The organism is Kitasatospora sp. NPDC008050 (assembly GCF_042957465.1).
Classification (GTDB): Bacteria; Actinomycetota; Actinomycetes; order Streptomycetales; family Streptomycetaceae; genus Kitasatospora.
Genome location: NZ_JBIBIJ010000003.1, coordinates 236,825 through 258,943, shown reverse-complemented (window position 1 = coordinate 258,943; position 22,119 = coordinate 236,825). Strand labels below are relative to the sequence as shown.

Below are 22,119 nucleotides of genomic sequence, written 5' to 3'. Positions count from 1 at the left end.
CTCAGGTGTGTGGCAGCACGAGGCGGAAGGTGCAGCCCTGGCCGGGGCGGGTGTCGAGTTCGAGGCGCCCGCCGTGCCCCTCGGCGATGGCGGCGGCGATGGACAGGCCCAGGCCGCTGCCGCCGTGCAGGCGGGAGCGGGAGGGGTCGGCGCGGTAGAAGCGCTCGAAGACCTTCTCCGCGTGGCCGCGGTCCATGCCCGGGCCCTCGTCGGCGACCTCGATGACGTCGACGGGGGTGTCCGGTGGCAGGCCGGGCGAGGCGCTGGTGCGGCCGGGCCGGTCGGTGCCGCCGGTGCGCGCGCCGGCCCGGGTGCTGCCGACCCGGATGTGGATGCGGGTGCCGGGCGGGGTGTGGGTGTGGGCATTGGCGAGCAGCGCGGCGACCACCTGCCGCAGCCGGTGGCTGTCGCCCACGGTCTCGACCACCTCCAGCTCGCGCGAGCCGGTCGGATCGCCGGGCGTGTGCAGGGGCCCGAGGCCGATCGGATGGGAGGGGTGGTGGAGTGCGGCGGTGCTGACGGCGTCGGCGCCGACGGAGAGCAGGTCGACCGGTTCGCGTTCGTAGCAGGGCTCGCGGTCCAGGGTGGCCAGCAACTGGAGGTCGTCCACGATCAGACTCATGCGTTCCGCGTTCTGGGCGACCAGGCGGTGCGCCTGACGCTGTTGGTCGGGTGGCTGGGGGTGGCGCAGCGCGAGTTCGGCGAAGCCCTTGATGGCGGTGAGCGGGGTGCGCAGCTCGTGGCCGGCGTCGGCGACGAAGCGGCGCAGTCGCGCCTCGGAGGCCTCGTGGGCGCGCAGGGCCTGTTGGAGGCGGTCGAGCATGGTGTTGAGGGCGTGGCCGAGCCGGCCGACCTCGGTACGCGGGTGGGTGTCCGGCAGCCGCAGGTCCAACTCGCCTTCCGTGATGGCCTGGGCGGTCCTCTCCATCCGGGTGAGCGGCAGCAGGCCCAGGCGCACCACCCAGCCGCCCGCCGCGATCAGGAGCAGGGCGGTGACGGCGAGCACGGCGACGTCCAGCCACAGCAACTTGGACATCGCGCCCTCCACGGTGTCGAGCGGGAGGGCGGCCAGTCTGCCGGAGCCGTCGGGGCCGTTCTGCAGCAGGACCCGCCAGTGGCCGGAGCCGGACACCGCCGCCAGGGTGGTCGGCCTGCCCACGCTCAGGTCCAGGTCCGTGCGCCGCCCGGGCAGCCGGGGGCCGGGCTTGCCCGGGTCGCCGATCTTCTGGCCGAGCAACTGCCCGGAGGCGTCGTAGAAGTAGATCCGGAAGTCCGACGGCAGCGGGTCGCCCGCGCCCGCGCCCGGCGGCTGCGGCCGGGGGACCGCCATGACGGGCGGGTCGTGGAACATGGTGGGCGGCGGCTGGAGGCCGCGCAGTTGCTGGTCCACCCGGCCGGTCAGCCAGGAGCCCAGCACCTGGTAGCCGATGAACTGGGAGACGAGCACGGCGATGGTGGCCAGCACGGTCACGCCCATGATCAGGCGGCCGCGCAGCGAGCGGCTGACGGAGATGCTCACGAGGGCTCCGTTCCCGCCTGCTCCCGGGGCAGCCGCAGGCAGTAGCCGACGCCCCACACGGTCTGGATCAGCGGCGGATCGAAGCAGTCGACCTTGCGGCGCAGGTACTTGACGTAGGTGAGGACGATGCGGTCGTCCCCGCTGAAGTCGTAGGACCACACGTGGTCCAGGATCTGGGCCTTGCTCACCACCCGTCCGGCGTTGGTCATCAGATACGCGAGCAGCTTGAACTCGGTGGGGGAGAGGGGGATGTACTGCCCTGCCCGGTGGACCTCGTGGGCCTCGGTGTTCAGGTCGAGGTCGGCGTAGCGCAGGATCTCCGGTGCCGGAGCGGCGGCGCTGTCGGTGCCTGAGACGCGGCGCAGGATCGCGTCGATGCGCAGCAGCACCTCCTCGATGCTGAACGGCTTACTCACGTAGTCGTCCCCGCCGACCCGCAGCCCGGCGATGCGGTCGCCGAGGTCGGTGCGGGCGGTCAGGAAGAGGACCGGAGTGTCGTCACCGGCGGCGCGCAGTTGCCGGGTCACCTCGAAGCCGTCCAGATCCGGCAGCATCACGTCCATCAGGACCAGGGACGGGGCCTGGCGTTCGATCTCCACCAGGGCCGAGCGTCCGGTGTCCGTGCTGCTGACGGTGTGGCCGGCCAGACGTAGCGCGGACTCCAGCAGCGCCCGGATCGCGGGCTCGTCCTCGACCACCAGCAGGCGGTACCCGTCCTTGTGTGCGTGATGTTCCGCCATGCCTGGCGATGACCTCCTCGTGCCCGGGGGCTGTCGGGTGCTGCTGATCCGGTGGGACCGCTGATCCGGTGGGACCGCACCGGCCCGAGGCCCCTGCCGGAGAACCGGGGAACCGGGGAACCGGGGAACCGGGCGAGGGATCGACCGGGGGACGGATGGACCGGGGGACCGCCCGGCGGGCAGGAGCGAGCCGGGCGGTGGTGGACCGGGCAGGGCCTGGCCGGGCCGCGGCGAGCCAACACTGTAACCGGACGATCTGAGACGGCCACGGCCTGCTCGGCGCCGCCCGGCCCACGGTGGGTCGGCGCCCGCCGTTACGGCTCAGGCGCCGGTGTCGCAACGGTAGAGGGTGCCCCCGTCGGTGGCGGTGGCCCCGTAGTCCTGGGCGGGGACCTCGGTGCAGTTCGCCGTCGCCCAGGCGCTGATCCGGGTACTGCTGCTGTCCGCCGCCGAGCCGTCGCCCGTGCCTCCCAGCGCTCCCATCGCTCCCATGCCGCCCCCTCCGCTCAGCACGAAGTGGAGCTTGCCCTGCCGCACGAGCGCCGTGAAGGCGCTCAGGGTGGGCTGCGGAATCTGGCCGGAGAAGCCGCCCATCGGCAGGACCTTCTCACCGGTGGCCAGGATGTAGGGCTGGGCGGCTGACCAGCCGATGGTGGCCAGCGGGTACTCGGCGCCGTCCTGGTGCGCCTTGACGTAGTTCCACAGCTTGAGCTGGTCGCCGGTGAGCTTGTCGCTCGGGTCCATGCCACCGGGGCCACCGGGACCGCCGAAGCTACCGCCACCGCCACCGCCACCGCCACCGGCACCGCCACCGGCACTGTCACCGCTGGTCCGGGTGGCGCCTGCGCCCCCGCGGCCCGAGCCGTAGGCGTCCTTGAACTCCTTCGCGATGGTGCTCCCCTGGCCCGGACCCGTGCCCGGACCCGTCCCCATGCCCATGCCCATCCCCGTGCTCTGCGGGCCGGCGCCGGCGTCGAAGGCGCTGCCGTCGTACGTGGCGTCGAACGCCGAGCCGGCCCAGGCCGCCGAACCGACGGCCACCGTGGCCAGGCCGACCACCGCGCCGACCGTGGCCACCCGGGTCCGGGTGCGTCCGCTGATCCGGCCGAGGACCAGGAGCAGGACGCCCGCCGCCGCACCGACCGGTCCCAGCCAACGCAGCCACGGCGCGAAGTCCGCGAAGCCGGACCACAGGTGCCAGGTCCAGGCCGCCTGCCCGGCCACGACCGCGGGCAGCAGCCAGGCCGCGCGCCCGCCCTCGCGGTAGGTGCGCCACAGCAGCACCGTCCCCGCGCCGCACAGCGCCGCGATCGGGGGTGCCAGGGTGGCCATGTAGGCGGTGTGCGGGATGGTACTCATGTCGCTGAAGATCAGACCGACCACCAGCAGCCAGGCGCCCCAGGTGACGAAACCGCCGCGCAGCACGTCCGTGCGCTCCGCCCGGCGCCGCTGGGAGAGCCCCAGGGCGATCATGAGGGCGGCGAACGGCAGCAGCCAGCCGATCTGCGGAGCGAACCGGCCCTCGAACAGCTTCAGCCAGTGCGAGCCGCTGCCCCCGGGACCGCCCGGCATCCCGCCGCCGCTACCACCCGGCAGACCCCGGCCGCCGGCCTCCTGGGTGCTCCCGCTGCCGCCCGGCGCTCCACCGGGCATCCCGGAACCGTCGCCGAGCGCAGGCGCCGAGCCGCCGCCGAAACCGGGCGCCCCCGCGCCACCGGTCGAGGAGCCGCCCGCGAAGGGCGCCGAGGGGCCGGAGCCCTGCCCGCCGTCGCCCTGCCCACTGCCGCCCTGCTCACCGGCGCCGCCCTGCCCACCGCTGCCGCTGCCCTGCCCACCGCCGCCGCCCGGCACGCGCCCCCTGGGGGAGTTGCCCGTGAACATGCTCTCCACCGCGCCCGGGAGGTGGATCCCGAAACGGTCCAGCCCGTTGTAGCCGAAGACCATGGCGATAGCGCTGTTGTTGGTGGAACCGTCCACGTACGGCCGGTCCTTGGCGGGCACCAGCTCCATCATGGCCACCCAGGTCACCGACACCGCCAGGCAGGCCGCGCCCGCGACCACCGTGTGCCACAGGCGCCGGCGCGCCCGCCCCGGTGCCAGCACCAGGTACGCCAGCCCGAAGGCCGGCAGCACCATCCACGCCTGCATCATCTTCATCTGGAAGCCGACGCCGACCCACACCCCGGCCCACACCAGCGAGCGCAGCCGTCCCCGCGTCACGGCGACCTGGAACCGGTCGGCCGCCAGCACCAGGCAGCAGGTGAGCGCGCCGTCCTCCATGGAGTGCCCGAACATCGAGGCGACCACCGGAGTGAGGGCGAACAGGGCCGATGCGATCAGGCCCGCGGCCGGCCCGGCCCAGCGGCGCACGACGCGATAGAGCACGAGCACCGCGATGACGCCCTCGATCACCTGGGGCAGCGTCACCGACCACTGGTGGAACCCGAAGACCCGCGCGAACAGGGCCTGGACCGCGAACGAACCGGGGATCTTGTCCAGCGTGATCGTGGCGCCCGGGTCCATCGCCCCGAAGAGCCAGGCCTTCCAGCTCACCGACATGCTGCGCACGCTGTTGCTGTAGAAGAGCGCGTAGCCGGCGGTGGTGATGTTCCAGGAGTACAGCGCGGTGGCGAAGGCGGCGATGGCCAGCAGGATCGGCCGCGCCCACCGGGGCTGCTCCGCGGGCGATCTCCAGAACTCCCAGCGGGCACGGCCGCCGCCGCGCGTCACGGAGGCGAGCGGCTGGGAGCGGGAACCGGAGGCGGCCACTTGGGTGGCCTCGGCGCTGTGCGTCATGACGTCCTTCACGGGTCGGGAAGACGAGCCGGCGAGGCGTACGCGGGTATCCCGCTGCCGGAACGCCGGTCCACTCTCGCCGCTGCCGCTGAGCCGACCGGGAGAGCGTCATGAGAAAGTTGGGGGAGTCCTGGCGGGTACCTGCCAGGCATCTGGCGGTACCCGACAGCCAAGTGGTCTGGTTCGTCACTCCTTTCGGGGGTGGACGGCGCGGTGGATCCTGTGACGGTCAGCTGCCTGAAGCCGCGGAGGAGGTCCGGGTTCGCCGCTGCCCGGTGACCTGACGGGTTATCTCTGCGGGTGTGCGACTGGATCGTTGGGGCGCAGGCAGTCGAAGACGAGGGCCGCGAGACGGTCGGGTCGGTCCGTGTCGGCACGCCGGCGGCGAGCGGTGAGCGCGGCCAGGACGATCGCCTGCACATCTGCGGCGTCCACGTCGGCCCTCACCACGTTGGCCCGCTGGGCCCGTTCCAGCATCGCCGCGAAGATCTCCCGTAGGTCAGCAGCCAGCTGCACGGTCGCACTCCCCAGGTTCGCCCCTGCGCCGGCGATCGCATCGGCGAGGTCCTGCTTGGCGTCGGCTTCGCTGGTCATCCGGATCAGGAAGGCGAAGAACGCCGATCCTGCCTCGTCGGCCTGCAGAGCGGCGCGCGCGTCGTGAGTGAGCTGTTCGAGGTGCTCGACCACGACCGCCTCGAAGAGTGCCTCCTTGAGGACGCCGTCTTCGAGATGCCGTTCCTGCCCCCGGGGGCACCGCAACAGGAGGCGGGGCGCGAAGCGTTCCGGGCCCATCTGCGGGAGGCCGTCGGGCTGCAGGAGTTCGACTCCGTGGACAACGTCCACATCCACGAGACGGCCGACCCTGAGGTTGTCGTCAGCGAGTACCGGCTCAACGGCCGGGTCGTGGCCACCGGAAGGCGGTTCACCTTCGACATCGTCATGATCGCCCGGGTCCGCGAGGGGCTGATCATCTGGTCGCGCACCTACTCGAACCCGTTCGACGGCGCGATCGCCTTCGACATGGTCCACGACCTTCTTGCCGGGCTGACCACGGCATAGCCTTCAGTCCGCCTGCCGTGCCCGTGATTCAGCTGCCGTGCCCGTGGTTCAGCACCTCCGGCCTGGACGACCCGCAGGTCCGGCTCGACCGTCCTCCTCCTCCGCCCCACCGTCCTCCTCCGCCCCACCGTCCTCCTCCTCCGCACCGTCGGCCGGCGGGCCCTGTCCGTCGCGGAACGTGACGGCCACGCGCTGCTCGGGGCGGCGCCTCTCCTTGCGCACGACCGAGGCCAGGACCCGCTCGTCGGCGTCGGTGAGCGGAGGCTGCAGGATGCTGCGCGGCCACAGCCGGCGGAAGAGCACGACGTTTGCCTCGGCCGCGTACACGGTGACCACCGCGGCCAGGTAGAGCCAGGAGAGCAGGCCGATCACGGTCGCGAAGAAGCCGTAGACCTGATCGGCGTGTCGCAGCTCGTGGGTGACCAGCAGCGATCCGAAGGCCTGCAGGACGGTGAACAGCGGGCCGGCGAGCACGCAGCCGGGCCACAGCGCCCGGGTGGGCACCTCCTTGGGTGTCAGCACGCGGAAGCACGCCAGGAACAGGGCGACGTTCAGCAGGGCGGAGACGACCAGACCGCCGACGCGCGCGGGCGTTCCGGCCAGGTCGGTGCCGATCAGCGCGCCCGCCGCGGTGGTCAGCAGCAGCCCGACGGCAAGGACCACGAACAGCAGCAGGCTGCGGACCAGCCGGGGCCAGTAACCCGGCCGCTGAACCCCGGGGACGCTCCAGACCTCGGCCATCGCGTGCTGGAGCACCTGCGCGATGCCGAGCGCGCCGTACAGCAGCCCGAGCGCGCCGATGGCCAGCGCCAGCCCGTTGCCCTGGAGCGAGTGGACGTTCTGGCGCAGCTGGTCTCCGATGATCGGGAAGTCGGCGAGTGCGGAGTCCAGCACCGCCCGCTGGGCCCCGGGGTGGCCGTGCAGCACGAAGCCCAGCGCGGTGCTGAGCAGGAGCAGCAGCGGAATCAGGGCGACGAAGCCGTAGTACGTGATCAGCGCGGCGAGCAGCCCGCCGCGGTCGTCGCCGTACTTCTTGACGACCCCGACCGCCAGGCCCGGCGCACGGTGGCGCTGCTGGAGGCGGTCCAGGAAGCGCACAGCTCGTTCGAACGGGTTCACATCGACGCTTCTGCCCGCTCACGCGGGGCCGACACACCGAGCGATGCCCCGCCGGTCCGGGCTGCCACCGACCGATGACCCGCCCCGCCGGTCGACCTGTCCCGCGGTCGACCTGTCCCGCCGGTCAGGCGGGCGTTCGTCAGTGCTTCAGGAAGCGCCGCAGGCGGGTGAGCGGCCAGGCGTTGACGATCTCGTCCTTGGTGAGCCAGCCGCGCTGGGCGGTGCCGACTCCGTAGCGCAGATTGGCCAGGTGCGGGATCGCGTGGGCGTCGGTGTTCACCGCGAACCGGACGCCGTGCCGCCGGGCGGCCAGGATCTGCTCGTCGCCCAGGTCGAGGCGCGAGGGCGAGGCGTTGATCTCCAACGCGGTGCCGGTGCGCGCACAGGCGGCGTAGACCGCGTCGAGGTCGACGTCGATGGCGGGCCGGCGCCCCAGCTGCCGGGTGGTGGGATGGCCGATGATCTGCACATGCGGGTTCTCGCAGGCCCGGATCAGGCGGCGGGTCTGCTGTTCGCGGTCGGCCGTGAAGTGCGAGTGGATGGACGCCACGCAGAAGTCGAAGCCGGCCAGGAACTCGGCCGGCCAGTCCACCGCGCCGTCCAGGTCGATGTTGAGTTCGGTGCCGTGCAGCAGCCGCATCCGGCCGAATCGGTCGCCCAGCGCGCGCAGTTGCTCGCGCTGGGCGAGCATCTTCTCCTCGGTCATCCGCTGCATGGCGAGGTTCGGGGCGTGGTCGGTCACCGCGTAGTAGGCGTGGCCGTGCTCGGCCGCGGCCGTCAGCATCTCCTCCAGCGGGGCCAGGCCGTCGGTCAGGTCGGTGTGCGTGTGCAGGTCGCCGCGGATGTCCCGCTCGGTCACCAGCTGCGGCAACTCGCCGTTCAGCGCGGCCTCGATCTCGCCGCGGTCCTCGCGCAGGGTGGGCGGGATCCACGGCAGGCCCAGTGCCTCGTACACCTCCTCCTCGGTGCGCGAGACCAGCTTCGCGCCGCTCTCCACCTCGAACAGCCCGTATTCGGAGAGCTTGAGCCCGGCCTTGATCGCCCGGGCGCGCAGCTTGATGTTGTGTGCCTTCGACCCGGTGAAGTAGACCAGCGCCGCACCCCAGTCCCCCGGCGGCACCACGCGCAGGTCCACCTGGAGGCCGCCGGTGGTGCGGATCGAGGTCTTGGTGGGGCCGTTGACCAGCACCTCGGCGGTGTCCGGGAGTTCGATGACGGCGGCCATCAGCGCGGCGGAGTCCTTGGCGGCGGCGAGGATGTCGAGGTCACCGACGGTCTCCCGGAACCGGCGCAGCGAGCCCGCCCAGCCGCACCGCACGCAGCCCCGCACCCCGGACAGCTCGCCCACCAGCGCCTCGGCGAGCTCGGTCGCCAGGTTCAGCAGGGTACGCCCGCCGCCCTGCCGCAGTTGCTCGATGCCGTGCAGGATGTTCTCGGCGCTGCGCTCGCCGAGCCCGTGCACATCGTTCAGCCGCTCGCCCCGCGCCGCCTCCACCAACTCGTCGACGGTCGAGATGCCCAGCGCCCGATGGATCAGCGCGGCCTTCTTCGGGCCGACCGTCGGGATCGCCATGATCTCGCGCAGACCGCCGGGCACCTTGGCGCGCAGCTGCTCCAGCGCCCCGATCCGCCCGGTCGTGAGCTGCTCGGTGATCTTCTCGGCGATCGACCTGCCGACGCTCGGGATCTCCAGCAGCCCCTTGGCGTCCAGGCGGGCGAGATCCTCGTGGTGGCCGCCGACCGCCCGGGCGGCCTTCTGGTAGGACCGCGCCCGGTAGGCGTCACCGCCGGTCAGCAGGATGAGGTCGGAGTACTCCTGGAGCAGTGCCTCGACCTCGTCGTTGAGACGGGCCATACGGTCAGTCTAGGTACCGGTCCCGGCCCCGGCAGGCCGCGGACGCGGGCACCGATGCGGGCACCGACGCGGGCACCGACGCCCGCGAGGAGGCCAGGCCCAGGGAACCTGGTCACCCTACGCATGATCGCGTACGGTGCCGCCATGACCTTAGTCCGCAGTAGACCCTGTTACCGCAAGCTCGAACCGCTGCACTCGATGCTCTACTTCGCGCCGGAGGCCGAGGCGGAGTTCCAGACCCTCGGCCTCTCGGACGCCGCCATGGGCTACTTCGCCAGCCGGTCGGCGGCCATGGGAGCGGTAGGCGCGGCCACGGTGACCGCCGCCTTCTACAACTTCAACCCGGCCCTGATCGCCCGCAACCTGCCGCGCGCCTGGGACATCACCACCCCGGCAGCCGTACTGGCCGCGCGTCTGCGCGCCGTCGACGCCGCACAGCAGCGCACGCTCGGGGCGCAGACCATGGCCGGTCCCGAGGTCCGTGAGGCCGCCGAGCTGGCGCTGCGCGCCGCCGAGGCCTGCACTCCCTCGGGCCGCCCGCTCTACGCGGCGCACGCGGCCCTGCCGGTGCCGCAGGAGCCGCATCTCGCGCTCTGGCATGCCATCACCCTGCTGCGCGAGCACCGCGGCGACGGCCACCTCGCCGCCCTGCTCGACGCCGAACTCGACGGCCTCGAAGCCCTGGTGAGCTACGCCGCGACCGGCCAGGGATTCCTCCCGGAGATGGCCCGACGCACCCGCGGCTGGAGTGAGGAGGAGTGGAGCGCCGCCGAGGAGCGGCTGCGCGAGCGCGGCCTGCTGGACGCGGACGGCGCCCTCACCGAGGCGGGCCGACAGCTGCGCCAGGACGTCGAGGACCGCACCGACCGGCTGGCCGACGCCCCCTACCGCCGCCTGGGGGAGGACGCGGTCGCCCGACTCACCGAGATCGCCGCGCAGTTGAGCGCGACCTCGGCGGCCAACGGCGCCTACCCCGAGGGGATCTTCACGCCGGCCACCGCCGGAGCACCGGGCGCCCGCTGACCTCGGCACGTCCTGTCGACGCCGGTGATCGCCCTGTTCGGCTGACCGTCTGACCGGCCCCCCGACCGGCTGGGTGCCCGGGCGTCGAACTCATCGGCTCCCGGGCACCCGCCTTCACCGGGCCGACCCGGCCGCGGTGTCGGGCGCGTGGAGGTGCTGCGTGAGGAAGAGGGCCGCGCGGTCCAGTGCCTGGTCGGCCTCGTCGAGAACGCCGGCGAAGGACTGGAACACGTGGGGCACGTCCGCGGTGATGTCGAGGATCACGTCCACTCCGGCTGCGCGGGCGCGGGCGGCCAGGCGGGTGGAGTCGTCCAGGAGCACTTCGTTGGTACCCGCCTGGAGCAGCATCGGCGGGAAGCCGGTCAGGTCGGCGAGGACGGCGGGGCTGAGCATGGGCTGGTGCGGGTCGGCTCCCGCCAGGTACATGGCCCCCGTGTGTCCCAGGCTCTCGCGGGTGAAGAACGGGTCGACGCCCGCCTTGCTGTCCATGCTCTCGCCCGTCCGGGTGGCGTCGAGGCCGGGGGAGAAGGCCACGATCGCGGCGGGCATCGGGAGACCGGCGTCGCGGGCGGCGAGGCAGGCGGTGACGCTGAGGCCGCCGCCGGCGGAGTCCCCGGCGAACGCGATGGCCGAAGGGGACTCGCCGCGGTCGAGGAGGGCGCGGTAGGCACTCAGTGCGTCCTCGATCGCGGCTGGGAACGGGTGCTCGGGGGCGAGCCGGTAGTCCAGCGAGTACGCCCTGAACCCGGTCCTGGCCACGAGGTTCCCCGTCAGCGACAGCGCGGTCTCGGGGGAGCCGAACACCCAGCCGCCGCCGTGGAAGTACAGGATCGTCCCAGGGTGCGTCCCGCTGCCCGGCTCGACCGAGTTGACGGCCTCGACGGCCTCGACGGCCTCGACAGAGTTGACGGATTCGAGGGACTCGACGGACAGCGCGGGTCGGTCGCCGAGCGTCGTCCTCGTGGTGCGGAGGCCGCCCGGGACGGCCATCTGGGCCATCATCGCCTTGAATCCGGCGCGCATCGCCTCGACCGACCGGGGGCTGTCGGGCCGGGGCTGTCGCAGCATCGCGTCGACCTGCGCGCGTTGTTCCTTGCTCATGATGTCCGCTCCTGTCGCAAGTAACTTCCTCAGCACTATATGCCTTGGCATCTAACGTAGACTATATGCCATGGCATCCAAAGTGAGCGGTGAGACGATCGACCTCCCGAGCTTCTTCGCCGACCTCGTCCGATGCGAGACACGTCTGTACAACGCCCTCAACGACCGTCTTCGCGAGCGGCACGGGATCGTCACGTCGCAGTTCGAGTTCCTGCGCCACCTCCGTGACCACCCCGGAGCCCGGGTGGCGGACCTGGCCGCCGAGTTCGCCGTCGGCATCGGGGCCACCAGCAAGGGCGTCGACCGCCTGGAGCGGCAGGGATGGGTTGCCCGCCTGCCGAACCCGTCGGACCGCCGGTCGTCACTACTGGAACTGACCGACGACGGACTGCAGTTGGTCGACGCGGCAGAAGAGACCTTCACCGAGCGGCTGGCCGAGCTGATCGCAGGCGCACTCAAGGCGTCCCCCGTCACGGCCGCCGCGCGGGTCCTGTCGGAACTGCGTTCCGTCCTGGAACGCGACCAGATCGGCACGCCCACAGGCTGACGCCGATCAGGAGGTCGGCGCCGGCCGTGATGTCGAAACGAGGTGCGGTCAGGCGGTGTGCAGGGCCTCGCGCAGGGTCCGGACGGCCAGGGTGATGGCGGCCTGGGCGGCGTGGGTGCCGCGCAGGGCGTTGAGCATCACGAAGTCGTGGATGATGCCCTGGTACCGGACGGCGGTGACGGGGACGCCGGCCTGGCGGAGCTTGTTGGCGTAGGCCTCGCCCTCGTCGCGCAGCACGTCGGCCTCGCCGGTGATCACCAGGGCCGGCGGGAGGCCGGTGAGCTGGTCGGTGGTGGCGCGCAGCGGGGAGGCGGTGATCTCGGCGCGCTGGGCGGGGTCGGTCGTGTACTGGTCCCAGAACCACTGCATGCCGTCACGGCGCAGGAAGTAGCCCTCGGCGAACTGGTGGTAGGACGCGGTGTCGAAGGACGCGTCGGTGACGGGGTAGAAGAGGACCTGCTGCTTCAGCGGAACGTCGCCGCGCTCCTTGGCCATCAGCGTGAGGGCGGCGGCCATGTTGCCGCCGACCGAGTCGCCGGCCACCGCGATCCGGCTGCCGTCCAGGCCCTTGCCGGCGCCGTGGTCGACGATCCAGCGGGCGGCGGCGTAGTTCTGCTCGATGGCCACCGGATAGCGTGCCTCGGGGGACAGGCTGTACTCGGGGAAGGCCACCGCGGCCCCCGCGCCGACGGCCAGTTCGCGCACCAGACGGTCGTGGGTGTGCGCGTTGCCGAACACCCAGCCCGCGCCGTGGATGTAGAGGATCACCGGCAGTGTCCCGCTCGCGCCCTTGGGCTTCACCAGCCGGACCTTGACCTCGCCGGTCGGCCCGCCGACCACGGTGACCCAGTCCTCGTCGACCTCCGGCAGGACGGTCTCGCCCGACTGCACCTCGTCCACCGCCTTGCGGCCCTCGATCGGCCCGATGTCGTTGAGGTGGGGCGGGTTGGCGGTGTCGGCCGCGAACGCGGCGGCCGCGGCCTCCAGCACCGGGGCGGTGGGGGTGTACTCGGACACGGTGGTCTCCTCCATGGTGGTCTCCTCGTCGTGGGTGCGGGTGAACCGGTCTACCGGAGAGCCCTGTGTCTCCGCCGCCAGAAGGCTATGACACGATTAACTTGTGCACAAGTAAAGTGGGCGCGCTGGAATCGCGTCATCGCTCTGGATATGATCAGCTGTTCAGGTAGCCCCAGCCCCGAAGGAGTCCGCGATGGACGGCGACGACCTCCCAGCCGGCCGGCCGGAGTTCTCGCTCCTGCTGGACGACCAGCTCTGCTTCGCCCTCTACGCGGCCTCGCGCGCGGTCACCAACAGCTACCGCCCGCTCCTGGAGGACCTGGGGCTGACCTACCCGCAGTATCTGGTCCTGCTCGTGCTGTGGGAGCACGGCGCCGTCCCCATCAAGGACATCGGCGCCGCGCTGCAGCTCGACTACGGGACCCTCACGCCCCTGATCAAGCGCCTGGAGACGGCCGGACTGGTGCGCCGCGAGCGTCGCCCCGACGACGAGCGCACCGTCCGGGTCATCCTCACCGAACAGGGCACCGACCTGCGTGAACGCGCCCGCACCGTACCGACCGCCATCGGCGACGCCATGGGCCTGTCCCCGCAGGAGTTCAGCGACGCCAGGAGCCTCCTGCGACGCCTGACCGCCAACGTCACCACGGCCCGCACCGACCGGGCCTGACAGGTTGAGGGAGTCGGCGCCGCAGTCCTGACCGCCACCAGCGCTCAGGACTGCGGGTGGCCGTACCGTTCGCGCGCGGAGGTCAGGTCGGGTTCTCCGAACCGGGTGCGCAGCAGGTCGAAGGCCTCGACCTTGGCAGGCCCGAACCGTGCCACGTGTGCGGCGTAGGTGTCGGCGGTGAGGAAGGTCGGGGGTGTGGTCTTGCTGTGGAACTTGTCGGCGTACATGACGAGTTGTTCTTCGGCGCTCTCGGCGAGGTAGTCGGCCTCGGGTATCGGCAGCTGCTGTTCGCGGATGTCGTGCCGGCTGAGGCCGACGCCGGTGTGGCAGCTGCAGAACCGGCGCAGGCGTTCCGGGTACCCCTCCTCGCGCAGGATCTCGTGGCCGAGCACCCCGTGGCGGATGTAGCCGCGGTGGTCGAGCCGGCCGTCGCCGTCGTAGAGCCGGTAGACCCCGATGTCGTGGAGCAGCGCTCCGACCCGCACCAGTTCGGCGTCGAGCAGCAGGCCGGTACGGGCCAGCAGCTGCTCGGCAATGCCGCAGACGATCTCGCAGTGGGTGAGCACCAGGTCCAGTGCCTCGCGCGTCGGTGCGTGCTTCTCGTGCAGCGCACGCACCTCTTCGACGGTCGGAAGGATCATCGTGGAAGCGTAGCAACGGTCCGGTACCGGGAAATCGCATGGTGGCCGACACGGCGGAAGGACGACGACTGCGTCAGGCCGGGGTCAGCGTCGGGTCAGCGGGGTGGGCCATGGTTGGTGGCACAGGGACGGACCGCAGGGAGCGAGAGCGAAGCGGGTCGGTCCCGGGGAGAGGTGCCCGGAGTGGTTGATCGGGGACCGGGGCGCCTGGCTCCGGTCGGGCGCAAGCCCACGCAGGTTCGAATCCTGCCTTCTCCGCCTGGCGTGGGCCCGGTGGCGGTTCTGCCCGGCGAACCCGCCGGGCAGAACCGCCACCAGGCCCCGCACCGCAAGGGCTCCTCGGCGGCGACGGGACGAAGGGACAGGTCGAGCACGGCACGCTCCTCTCGGAATCCCGTGCCTGCCACGGTCCTTACCGGCTTGCCCAAAGGCTTGCCCGTACCACCAACGGACCAGGTCACCGGCCTGCCCATCTGCCTTGCCCATCTGCGCGGGGCCAGGGCAAGCCCTCCTGGGCAAGCCCGCACCCGGCCGAGAGGGCCTGGGCAAGCCACGCCGGGCAGGCTCCGGACTCCTGGGCGGGCTCCCGGCATCCGCAGTGGCCGAACCGGGCGGCGTCATGCGAGTCGGCCCGGCCGCTCAGCGCCAGAGGAGCCGCTGACCGCCCCGAGGCCAGGGCCGCGCCGGACACGGGCGGGCGGGTGCTCGCGACGTGAGGGGTTGCTCCGGCAGGTGCGTGAACCGGTGGTCGGATGGTTGCACCGGCAGTTGCAGCGCCGTTGCAGGAGAAATTGCAGGAGAAGTTGCAGTCCCCCAGATGAGGGCGCCGGAGCCTGTGCAGTTCGGACCGTATGGGCAAGCCCTCTGGCGTCGACGACACCTCTATCCACGCAATAGCCGTGGAGTAGAGGTGTGCGATCGCCTCCGGCGGCCGGGCGGCGCCGGGCCCGCAGCGCCGAGCCGCGCAGGGTCAACCACCACCTCGACCTCGTCCGGTGCGGCGCTCTGGTGTGCCGGTGATCAACCGGGGTGTGGCGGTCCGTCAGGGCGAACCGTCAGTCCCGGGCTCTACGTTCTTCCCGGTATCGGTCAACACCGGCGAGATGTAAGGAATGTGGTGCGCATGACCCAGGTGGAGCGGAACTGCCCGGCGGCTCTGCTGCTGCCCGAGGGACCGGTCGCGGACACCGCCGCCGTACTCGCTGCGGCCCGTGGCCTGCATACCTGGGACCCGCGTCGGCTCGCCGTCGGCCGGTTGCTGGAGCACCTGCTGGACCACGGCGACGACGCCCGGGCCGAGGTCTGCCGCGCCCTGCTGGAGCTGGCTCCGGAACGGCGCGAGCCGGCCGCCGGCCGGCTGCGCGGCTACCTCGCCGACCCGCAGAGCGACCCGGTGGTCCGCAACAACCCGATGCTCCGGGAGTGGCCCGAGGGCTATGAGCCGGTGCGCACCCTGATCGCGCTGGCCGTGCTGGACCCGGCGGAGATCCCGGCCGCGGCGGCCCGCTATCGCGAGTGCAGCCCCGTCTACCAGAGCGGCTACGCGCGGAGCTATGCGCTGCTCGGACCGGCGCAGCGGGCCGAGGCGATCGAGACACAGCAGGCGATCGCCGCCGCGGGCGACCGCTGGAAGGCGATCGGCGCGATCCGGGCGCTGCTGACCCTCGGACCCGACACGCACCGTGCGGCGCGCGAGGCGGCCGACCAGGCACTCGCCCGCGGGCTGGTCCTGGGCGAGCTGGCCCGGCCGCTGACCGGGCTGGACCCGGGGTTCGTGCCGGACGCCGTGGCGATCGCGCTGGCCTCGCTGGCGCTCGCGCCGCAGGAACTGCTGGCCCGACGCGGCCTGGTAGAGCCGCAGGACGTGCCGAGCCTGGTGTTCGAGGCCGGCCCGGAGCACCACGCTGCGCTGCGGCGCACGCTGCTCACCCTGATCGAGGACGAGCAGCGTGCGGCAGTGCTGCGCTGGCGGGCGGCCGCCCGGCTGCGGTTGTTGGGTGAGGACGAGCAGACCGCCGCCGAGAAGTGGCTGCGCCGGGCCGGGGTGGCCGACCCCGAGGCCCCGCCGGCCAGGGTGGTGCCGGACGAGGCGGAGAACGCGCGGATCCGGGCGCGGGTGGCGGCGGCCTGGAGTCGGATCGAAGCCGGGCTGCAGGGCTTCGCAGTGGAACTCGGCGCTCCCGTCACCCCGGAGCGGATCGGCGAGGTGGAACGGGAGTTGGGCGTGACGCTGCCGGTCGACTTCGCTGCCTCGCTGGCGATCCACAGCAGCGTGCTGCTGACCGGCGTCGAGGTGATCGGCTGCGCCGAGCACTGGAGCTTGGACGAACTGCTGTCCGCCTATGATGAGTTGGGGGCGAGCTGGACCAGTGAGGAGCCCGACGACGAGATCCGCCGGGACTGGGGCTGGCGCCCGGGCTGGCTGCCGCTCGCCGCGGAGCCCGACGGCTCGCTGATCATGCTGGACCTCGACCCGGGCCGGGCCGGCGTCCACGGGCAGATCGTCTACGCGGACCAAGGCACTCCGTCGCACGTGATCGAGTCGAGCTGGCTGGGGGTGCTGGAGTCGTTCGCGGCGGCGCTGGAGAAGTAGGGGCACTCGGGCGGGCTGGGCCATCCGCTCGTGCCCCGACGCCTGCTGGGCTGGCCGAAGAACTGGATGGCGAAGGTGCCCCGCGGCCGGGCCTTGGCTGCGGCGGCTCCGGTCGGGGTGGCGGGAGCGCACCAGCGTCACCCAACTGACGCGGCGAACTGCCTGCGCAGCACACCCCGTCACGACGTCCCCGGGAACGCCTGGCGGCCCCGGGGGCCACGAGCGACGCGGCCGATGCGCACACGCTCGCCGACATGGTGCGCACCGACTCTCACCAGTTCCGCCCGGTCTCCGGGGACACTGCCGACGCCGAAGCGGTCAAGGTCGTGACGCGTGCCCACAGGACCGCGAAGCACTACTCATCCGAAAGCCTGAACCGAGTCGGTACGGCCTGCACGGCAACCGCCCCCACCCACAGTCGGTGTACGCAATGATGGCCGCGCACCTTGTGATCGGAGAATCATGCACCTCATCGCGACCAAGAGCGGAGTGAGGTCGGCCGTCCGCAAGCAGAGGGCACATCATCAGGTCTCCTGGACGGCAGGCCGGCCGTCCTGAATCCGCTGTCAGGTGGATCCTTGAGTCGGTCTGGCCGTCACCCCTGTTCGCGGCTCTGATGCCCGATCGCCGTAGGGGCTGGACGCTCAGCGTCGAGGCGCATCTGCTCGCGTCGCGTCTCCTCGGTGATCTCCAAGCGCCGCACCTCAGCCTCGATCTCGGCCTTGCGTACCTCGGCACGGGCCTCGATCTTCGCCTTCGCGACCACGCTCACGGCAGTAGCAGCCGCGCCCAGCCCAGTCGCGATCTCCGCCATACCGACGGGCAGGGCGCCGATGGGGCCGAGGTCTCTCTCATCGGGAACGGTGGGCAGACAGTCGAAGGAGTGGTCGTCGGTCTCGGCGGTCATGTTGGGGATGACACCGACGCTGTCCGAGGAACCCTCGTCGACCAGGTCGAGCGGCTCCCCGTCAGAGGCGTGGCTCTGGTTCGGCTTGGCTGACATGGCGTCAGCGTATCGGTACGTATCGGCACGTGTCCGTGCGGCCCGACGGTTTGCGCGTACGCCGACTCAGGAGACACCGATGTGGCACTGCGGTCGTGCCGAGGGTGGACGTTGAACGACCGCATGCCGCGACGTCCAAGGGGTCGACCGCCCCCAGCGGGCGCGCGGGGAAACCGTCCAGGGTCACGGCCACCCCGCGAGTGACATCTGTTGCGGTCCCGTGGCAGAGGTCACCGACGTTGAGTGCCGCCAGAAAGTCCCGCGAATCCTGATCGTCCGATGCTCCGCCCATGCCATCCAGCCTCTCACGAGTGACAGTTCGCCGGCCCGGCGGTTCGGTCACGCTGCGGTCCTGAAAAGGTGTTGGCGGTCGATCACCGAGCCGGGATACTTCCGGTCTCCAGGGGTGGGGGAGGACCGATGGTCGTTTTTGCGTGTGCGCGGTGCGGCGCCGTACTGACCGCCGCCGTGTCGCGGATTGCGCTTCCCGTCCATGCCCGCCAGACGTACGGACATGAACTGCTCCCGGCCCTGATGGAACCGGGAACGTACGCCGTCGACCCGGAGCCCTCCGGGCCCCCATGGCGACTGTGGAGCGAGATCGGGGCGGACGAAGCCGAGGCCCGCAGCGTGTTCGCGCCGGTTTCCGCCCTGTCCTTCGGGGCGCCGGGAGCGATCGTCCTCGCGCCGGGTGACACCCGCGGCACCGTCCTGATCCCGGAGCGATGCGACGGCTACTGCATGGGGCTGGACGGGAGGGACGGCCCGAACCTGGCGTGCGCGCAGTGCGGGCAGGCAGTGGCGACCCGCATCGACGACTGTTCGTACTGGCAGACGGTGCGGCTCGCCCCGGACGCTGTGCGCCGCCTGCCCACCGATGCTCCTGCCCGCCGGACAGTCGCCTGGGAGACGCTGGTGGAGGAACGACAGGAGACGCCGCCGATCGAGCCGCCCGGGGTATGGAGCCCACGGTGGGAGGCGGCCGCCGGGGCGGCGCTGGCCCACCTGTTGGCGGCCTCGGCCGGTACCCCCGTGGCCGTCCCTGACGGCCTCGCCGCGAACACGTTCGGCCGCGCGCTCGATGCGCTGTTCCCGCCGGGGCCGCCGGCGAAGAGAGTGGCCCTGGCCGGACCGGCTCTGCCTGCACCCGACCTCGCCCCCGACATCGTTCTGGTGCCACGGCATCCGCAGACGGGGAGGGCATGGCAGCCGTCCGGCACCGCAGTTGCCGTGCCGTTGGCCGCCGACGTGTGGATGTATCTGGCCTTCCACAACGAACGCTCGCTGGTCCCCGTGACGGGCGGAACGCCCGAGGGTGTCCTCCGCGACGATCCGCTGCCGATGCATCCATGGCGACTGTTCCGGCCCGACTCGGGGGTGTTCCTCCACACGCTGGCACGGCTGCCTGCGGTCCGTCAGCCGTGGCTGCGCGGGATCTACGACCGCGTGAAGGCTCAGCCGTACGCCCGCCCGTTCTAGGAGCTGTTCAGGGTGTTCGGATCGTGCAGCTTGGAGGTTGTCGAGGCCGACTCCGAGTGGGCGGCAGTGCGGGACCTGCTGCCGGGGCCGGCATGGATGAGCGGCTCGGGCGGCCTCCCGACGCTCCTCCAGCAGCCCCAGCAGCCCCAGCAGCCCCAGCAGCCCCAGCAGCCCCAGCAGCCCCAGCGGTGACGGCGGCATCGCACACCCCGTTCCAGCCTCGACAACCCGACGCCGAAACCCTGCCACCCGACCCCGCACACCATGCCTGAAGAGCGAAAAAGCATACACCGCAAGCGGATTGCGGCGGATGCTTTCTCAAGTGAGGACCTGGGCGAGCACGCCGGTGATGGCGGCGGCGAGGGCGAGGACCGCGGCGAAGGCCGCGCCGGCGCGGGCGAACGCGGCGGGGTAGGTGGTGCCGTCGAGGCGGGCGAGCACGCCCGCGGTGGCGCCGACCAGGAGGGCGAGCACGATGACCAGGGCGGCGGTGAGCAGGACGACGGCGACGTGATTCACAGCGATCTCCCAGCAGAGGTCGGGGCGTTGACGTGACCGACTTTCCTGGAATCGGTGTTGAACAAGGTTGATCTGGACAAAGCTGTACACCTGAACACCGGTGGACATCCGATGCTGGGGGGCGTGTGAGCACGAAGAACCTTGGGCCTGAGGAGGCGCTCGTCGAGCTGCGTAGGCAGCTGGACGACAAGCGGGCCGGCATGGGCCTGGACAAGACCCAGCTCGCCCGGAGGGCGGAGGTGAGCCGTGGCACCATCCATAACGTCTTCGCAGGGCCGGTGCCGAGAGCGGAAACGGTCACGGCACTGGCCCGAGCGTTGGGCTTGGACACAGGCGTCCTGCTCAATCTGCGGCGCATCGCGGTTGGGGAAGCCCCGGCTCCGGCGGGCCCCGGGGTGCTCGGGCCCGCCGAGAACCGGCTGCTGGCCCTCTTCCGGGCCGGTTGTGCCATCGGCAGTGCTGTCGCGCTCCAGCTGAGCGGGTCCGGCCCGTTCGCGGAGTTCTTGGACGCGCTTCGGCTGATCGGCCTGGAGGAGGCCGAAACCGCGCCGCTGTGTGAGATCAGGACCCGGCTGGAGCAGGCGGACGAGGCCGGCCTGGTCGTCCTGACCGCGTACTCGGGCATGCTGGACGAGGTGATCGGCCTGGTGGAGGAGCGGACCTCGCGCGCCGAGTTCCGCTGGTTCCTGGTGGGCAAGCTCCTGCAGGGCATCGCCTTTGTCGCGGCGGCGGAGTGGCCGTCGGCCCCGGAGATCGAAGGTGCGCGGACCGAGCTGTTCTATCTCAGCGATGCCGTTGACATGCCGGAGGGACTGCGGGCCGAGGTGAAGGGCTACTGTCGGGTGGAACTGCCCACCGCCGAACGGATGGAGATGTTCGGGGAGGCGGAGCGACTCAGCCGGGCCTTCCACGCGATTCTCTGAGCCGTACCCGGGAGCCCCGAGCCGCACCTGCTGCCTGCGCCGCTTCTGGTCGCCCCGATGATCCTCCTCGCGGCCCGGCTTGCCCCGTCAGGTGCGCCTTCGGTGTCGCTGACGCGATGGGCTGCGCCCACCCTCGACCGACCAGGCCGGCCCTGGCAGCGGTCCGGCTGATCTGGTGCCGCCCGTACTGCTCCACGGGGCGTGAGCGCAGGCATGATGGAGGCCATGACCCACACCGCCCGCCGCATGTTCGAGCTCCTGGAGCCGATCTGCCTGGTCACCTATTTCGCCGACGAGTGCAACGAGGAGCTGGCCGCGCTCGGCCACCGCACCTACTGGGACGGCTACTTCGCCAGCCGCGCCGCGCCGCTGGGGCGGGTGCCGGCGCAGGTCGTGCACGCGGCCTTCTACAGCTTCGCCGACGGGGAGGCCGCGCGGCATATCCCGAGCGCGTGGGAGACGATCCCGCCCGAGGCGTCGGTGGCCGCGCGGGAGCGGGGCAGCGTGGCCTCCGTACGGCGGATCCTCGGCGACGAGCTGGCCGGCTCCCCGGGCCTGGTCCGCGCCGCCGACCTGACCACCAAAGCCGCGACGAACGCGCCCACAGAAGGTCGGGTGATGTACGCCGGGATGCGCACCCTCGCGGTGCCGAGCGACCCGGTCGCCCGGCTGTGGCACTCCGCGACCATGTTGCGCGAGCACCGCGGTGACGGGCACGTCGCTGCTCTCGTCGGCGCGCGCATCGGCGGCACGCAGGCCCACGTGCTCGATGCGCTGGCGCGGGGCATCCACCCGCCGGACTCGTTCGGGCGCCTCCACCACCTGCCGAAGGAGCGGCTGGCCGCGGTCATGGGCGGCTTGCGCGAGCGCGGGCTCGTCGACGCCGACGGCCGGTTCACCGATGCCGGCCGCGAGCTCAAAGAGCGCATTGAAGCCCATACCGACGAACTCGCCGCCCCGCCGTACGACGCCCTCTCTCCCGCTGAGCTCGGCGAGCTGGTCGCCGAGCTCGAACCCATCACCGCGACGCTGGTGGCCGCGGGGTCGCGGTGACGAGCAGCGGCTGACCGGACGCGGCTGCGCGGCGCGACCGCTGCCGGGGCTGTGGTGGCGCCGGGAAGGCGACCGAGGTTCCGTCAGCCGGGCGCGCCGGGCCAGCGCAGGGCCAGGCAGTCGAGCGTGGCGCCGTCCCGGTGGGGCCAGGGGTCTGCCGGGGGGTGCTCGACGCCCGGCCGTCCTATGCGGTGACGCACGGGGCGACGATGGCCCTGTTGATGTGGTGGGTGTGTCGCGCGGCTGGTGGATCTGCCTTGATGAGGTCGCCTCTGACGGCCCTGATGGCCTGCTCGTGGTCGCCGGCTTCAAGGCCACGCGTGCCCGCAGGCTCAGCTCGGTGCATGGGCAGGCCTGCCGCGTACTGGCCGCTGGACGCGCCCGTCGGACAGGGCTTCGCGGGCTTGAAGGTCCGGTGGAGCCTCACCGAGCTCCGCACGGACCCCGGGCGCGGTCGGGATC

Annotated in this window: 21 protein-coding genes and 1 tRNA gene; 11 read left to right on the top strand and 11 right to left on the bottom strand. The window is 72.0% G+C overall.

Features of this window, described 5'->3' with window-relative positions; translation table 11 throughout:
- Position 1 precedes the first annotated feature (1 nt).
- The 4 genes from ACFZB9_RS08070 to ACFZB9_RS08055 all read right to left on the bottom strand — a co-directional run bounded on the left by ACFZB9_RS08070 (position 2) and on the right by ACFZB9_RS08055 (position 5,742).
- Positions 2 to 1,477 (bottom strand): sensor histidine kinase, encoded by a 1,476-nt coding sequence (locus ACFZB9_RS08070; RefSeq protein WP_391445185.1) that lies wholly within the window; start codon positions 1,475 to 1,477, stop codon positions 2 to 4.
- A gap of 38 nt (positions 1,478 to 1,515) precedes the next feature.
- Positions 1,516 to 2,259 (bottom strand): response regulator transcription factor, encoded by a 744-nt coding sequence (locus ACFZB9_RS08065; protein ID WP_391444736.1) that lies wholly within the window; start codon positions 2,257 to 2,259, stop codon positions 1,516 to 1,518.
- A gap of 321 nt (positions 2,260 to 2,580) precedes the next feature.
- Positions 2,581 to 5,055 (bottom strand): ArnT family glycosyltransferase, encoded by a 2,475-nt coding sequence (locus tag ACFZB9_RS08060; RefSeq protein WP_391444734.1) that lies wholly within the window; start codon positions 5,053 to 5,055, stop codon positions 2,581 to 2,583.
- Positions 5,056 to 5,343: 288 nt separating this feature from the next.
- The gene (locus ACFZB9_RS08055) at positions 5,344 to 5,742 is read right to left on the bottom strand and encodes a hypothetical protein (protein WP_391444733.1); all 399 of its coding nucleotides are present in this window, start codon (positions 5,740 to 5,742) and stop codon (positions 5,344 to 5,346) included.
- On the opposite strand from ACFZB9_RS08055, the gene ACFZB9_RS08050 reads away from it, so the two are divergent.
- Complete coding sequence (locus ACFZB9_RS08050; protein WP_391444731.1) at positions 5,713 to 6,114, top strand: nuclear transport factor 2 family protein; 402 nt, start codon at positions 5,713 to 5,715, stop codon at positions 6,112 to 6,114. The two genes, ACFZB9_RS08055 and ACFZB9_RS08050, sit on opposite strands and share 30 nt — an antisense overlap.
- Before the next feature lie 48 nt (positions 6,115 to 6,162).
- On the opposite strand, the gene ACFZB9_RS08045 is transcribed toward ACFZB9_RS08050, so the two are convergent.
- Together ACFZB9_RS08045 and polX are read right to left on the bottom strand one after the other, a co-directional pair.
- Positions 6,163 to 7,233 (bottom strand): YihY/virulence factor BrkB family protein, encoded by a 1,071-nt coding sequence (locus tag ACFZB9_RS08045; RefSeq protein WP_391444729.1) that lies wholly within the window; start codon positions 7,231 to 7,233, stop codon positions 6,163 to 6,165.
- Between the two features lie 139 nt (positions 7,234 to 7,372).
- The gene (gene polX / locus ACFZB9_RS08040; RefSeq protein ID WP_391444727.1) at positions 7,373 to 9,088 is read right to left on the bottom strand and encodes a DNA polymerase/3'-5' exonuclease PolX; all 1,716 of its coding nucleotides are present in this window, start codon (positions 9,086 to 9,088) and stop codon (positions 7,373 to 7,375) included.
- Between the two features lie 144 nt (positions 9,089 to 9,232).
- On the opposite strand from polX, the gene ACFZB9_RS08035 reads away from it, so the two are divergent.
- Complete coding sequence (locus ACFZB9_RS08035; RefSeq protein ID WP_391444725.1) at positions 9,233 to 10,111, top strand: hypothetical protein; 879 nt, start codon at positions 9,233 to 9,235, stop codon at positions 10,109 to 10,111.
- A 114-nt stretch (positions 10,112 to 10,225) separates the two neighbouring features.
- Here ACFZB9_RS08035 and ACFZB9_RS08030 read toward each other — a convergent pair whose 3' ends face one another.
- Positions 10,226 to 11,212 (bottom strand): alpha/beta hydrolase, encoded by a 987-nt coding sequence (locus ACFZB9_RS08030; protein ID WP_391444723.1) that lies wholly within the window; start codon positions 11,210 to 11,212, stop codon positions 10,226 to 10,228.
- A 70-nt stretch (positions 11,213 to 11,282) separates the two neighbouring features.
- Between ACFZB9_RS08030 and ACFZB9_RS08025 the strand changes: the two genes are divergently transcribed.
- On the top strand, positions 11,283 to 11,759 hold the full coding sequence (locus ACFZB9_RS08025) for a MarR family winged helix-turn-helix transcriptional regulator (protein ID WP_391444722.1): 477 nt from the start codon (positions 11,283 to 11,285) through the stop codon (positions 11,757 to 11,759).
- 48 nt (positions 11,760 to 11,807) lie between these two features.
- Here ACFZB9_RS08025 and ACFZB9_RS08020 read toward each other — a convergent pair whose 3' ends face one another.
- Positions 11,808 to 12,791, bottom strand: coding sequence for an alpha/beta hydrolase (locus tag ACFZB9_RS08020; protein WP_391444720.1), 984 nt, complete (start codon positions 12,789 to 12,791; stop codon positions 11,808 to 11,810).
- 178 nt (positions 12,792 to 12,969) lie between these two features.
- Between ACFZB9_RS08020 and ACFZB9_RS08015 the strand changes: the two genes are divergently transcribed.
- On the top strand, positions 12,970 to 13,446 hold the full coding sequence (locus tag ACFZB9_RS08015) for a MarR family winged helix-turn-helix transcriptional regulator (RefSeq protein WP_391444719.1): 477 nt from the start codon (positions 12,970 to 12,972) through the stop codon (positions 13,444 to 13,446).
- A 44-nt stretch (positions 13,447 to 13,490) separates the two neighbouring features.
- Here the strand turns inward: ACFZB9_RS08015 and ACFZB9_RS08010 are convergent, their stop codons facing one another.
- On the bottom strand, positions 13,491 to 14,087 hold the full coding sequence (locus ACFZB9_RS08010) for an HD domain-containing protein (protein ID WP_391444717.1): 597 nt from the start codon (positions 14,085 to 14,087) through the stop codon (positions 13,491 to 13,493).
- A gap of 168 nt (positions 14,088 to 14,255) precedes the next feature.
- Here ACFZB9_RS08010 and ACFZB9_RS08005 point away from each other — a divergent pair.
- The 3 genes from ACFZB9_RS08005 (at position 14,256) to ACFZB9_RS07995 (ending at position 17,114) form a co-directional block, all read left to right on the top strand.
- Positions 14,256 to 14,345 (top strand) — tRNA-Arg (locus tag ACFZB9_RS08005).
- 865 nt (positions 14,346 to 15,210) lie between these two features.
- Positions 15,211 to 16,680 carry an SMI1/KNR4 family protein gene (locus ACFZB9_RS08000; protein ID WP_391444715.1) on the top strand — a complete coding sequence of 490 codons (1,470 nt, stop codon included), beginning with the start codon at positions 15,211 to 15,213 and terminating at the stop codon, positions 16,678 to 16,680.
- A 158-nt stretch (positions 16,681 to 16,838) separates the two neighbouring features.
- A complete protein-coding gene (locus tag ACFZB9_RS07995) occupies positions 16,839 to 17,114 on the top strand; it encodes a transposase (RefSeq protein ID WP_391445183.1) in 276 nt (91 codons plus the stop codon).
- Positions 17,115 to 17,275: 161 nt separating this feature from the next.
- Here ACFZB9_RS07995 and ACFZB9_RS07990 read toward each other — a convergent pair whose 3' ends face one another.
- On the bottom strand, positions 17,276 to 17,683 hold the full coding sequence (locus ACFZB9_RS07990; RefSeq protein ID WP_391444713.1) for a hypothetical protein: 408 nt from the start codon (positions 17,681 to 17,683) through the stop codon (positions 17,276 to 17,278).
- A gap of 420 nt (positions 17,684 to 18,103) precedes the next feature.
- Here ACFZB9_RS07990 and ACFZB9_RS07985 point away from each other — a divergent pair, with 420 nt between their 5' ends.
- Together ACFZB9_RS07985 and ACFZB9_RS07980 are read left to right on the top strand one after the other, a co-directional pair.
- The gene (locus ACFZB9_RS07985; protein ID WP_391445181.1) at positions 18,104 to 19,162 is read left to right on the top strand and encodes a hypothetical protein; all 1,059 of its coding nucleotides are present in this window, start codon (positions 18,104 to 18,106) and stop codon (positions 19,160 to 19,162) included.
- A gap of 30 nt (positions 19,163 to 19,192) precedes the next feature.
- A complete protein-coding gene (locus ACFZB9_RS07980; protein WP_391444711.1) occupies positions 19,193 to 19,354 on the top strand; it encodes a hypothetical protein in 162 nt (53 codons plus the stop codon).
- 126 nt (positions 19,355 to 19,480) lie between these two features.
- Here the strand turns inward: ACFZB9_RS07980 and ACFZB9_RS07975 are convergent, their stop codons facing one another.
- On the bottom strand, positions 19,481 to 19,681 hold the full coding sequence (locus ACFZB9_RS07975; RefSeq protein ID WP_391444709.1) for a hypothetical protein: 201 nt from the start codon (positions 19,679 to 19,681) through the stop codon (positions 19,481 to 19,483).
- A 125-nt stretch (positions 19,682 to 19,806) separates the two neighbouring features.
- On the opposite strand from ACFZB9_RS07975, the gene ACFZB9_RS07970 reads away from it, so the two are divergent.
- Positions 19,807 to 20,604 (top strand): helix-turn-helix domain-containing protein, encoded by a 798-nt coding sequence (locus tag ACFZB9_RS07970; protein WP_391444707.1) that lies wholly within the window; start codon positions 19,807 to 19,809, stop codon positions 20,602 to 20,604.
- Positions 20,605 to 20,829: 225 nt separating this feature from the next.
- On the top strand, positions 20,830 to 21,657 hold the full coding sequence (locus ACFZB9_RS07965) for a MarR family transcriptional regulator (protein WP_391444706.1): 828 nt from the start codon (positions 20,830 to 20,832) through the stop codon (positions 21,655 to 21,657).
- Positions 21,658 to 22,119: the final 462 nt, after the last annotated feature.

What these genes read in the sequence shown, in the direction of transcription:
- ACFZB9_RS08070 (WP_391445185.1), bottom strand. Translation starts at nt 1,477, where the DNA reads ATGGGCGTGACCGTGCTGGCCACCATCGCCGTGCTCGTCTCCCAGTTC.
- ACFZB9_RS08030 (WP_391444723.1), bottom strand. Translation starts at nt 11,212, where the DNA reads ATGAGCAAGGAACAACGCGCGCAGGTCGACGCGATGCTGCGACAGCCC.
- ACFZB9_RS08000 (WP_391444715.1), top strand. Translation starts at nt 15,211, where the DNA reads ATGACCCAGGTGGAGCGGAACTGCCCGGCGGCTCTGCTGCTGCCCGAG.
- ACFZB9_RS08060 (WP_391444734.1), bottom strand. Translation starts at nt 5,055, where the DNA reads ATGACGCACAGCGCCGAGGCCACCCAAGTGGCCGCCTCCGGTTCCCGC.
- ACFZB9_RS08065 (WP_391444736.1), bottom strand. Translation starts at nt 2,259, where the DNA reads ATGGCGGAACATCACGCACACAAGGACGGGTACCGCCTGCTGGTGGTC.
- ACFZB9_RS08015 (WP_391444719.1), top strand. Translation starts at nt 12,970, where the DNA reads ATGGACGGCGACGACCTCCCAGCCGGCCGGCCGGAGTTCTCGCTCCTG.
- ACFZB9_RS07965 (WP_391444706.1), top strand. Translation starts at nt 20,830, where the DNA reads ATGACCCACACCGCCCGCCGCATGTTCGAGCTCCTGGAGCCGATCTGC.
- ACFZB9_RS08025 (WP_391444722.1), top strand. Translation starts at nt 11,283, where the DNA reads ATGGCATCCAAAGTGAGCGGTGAGACGATCGACCTCCCGAGCTTCTTC.
- ACFZB9_RS08020 (WP_391444720.1), bottom strand. Translation starts at nt 12,791, where the DNA reads ATGGAGGAGACCACCGTGTCCGAGTACACCCCCACCGCCCCGGTGCTG.
- ACFZB9_RS07990 (WP_391444713.1), bottom strand. Translation starts at nt 17,683, where the DNA reads ATGTCAGCCAAGCCGAACCAGAGCCACGCCTCTGACGGGGAGCCGCTC.
- polX (WP_391444727.1), bottom strand. Translation starts at nt 9,088, where the DNA reads ATGGCCCGTCTCAACGACGAGGTCGAGGCACTGCTCCAGGAGTACTCC.
- ACFZB9_RS08035 (WP_391444725.1), top strand. Translation starts at nt 9,233, where the DNA reads ATGACCTTAGTCCGCAGTAGACCCTGTTACCGCAAGCTCGAACCGCTG.
- ACFZB9_RS07985 (WP_391445181.1), top strand. Translation starts at nt 18,104, where the DNA reads ATGGTCGTTTTTGCGTGTGCGCGGTGCGGCGCCGTACTGACCGCCGCC.
- ACFZB9_RS08010 (WP_391444717.1), bottom strand. Translation starts at nt 14,087, where the DNA reads ATGATCCTTCCGACCGTCGAAGAGGTGCGTGCGCTGCACGAGAAGCAC.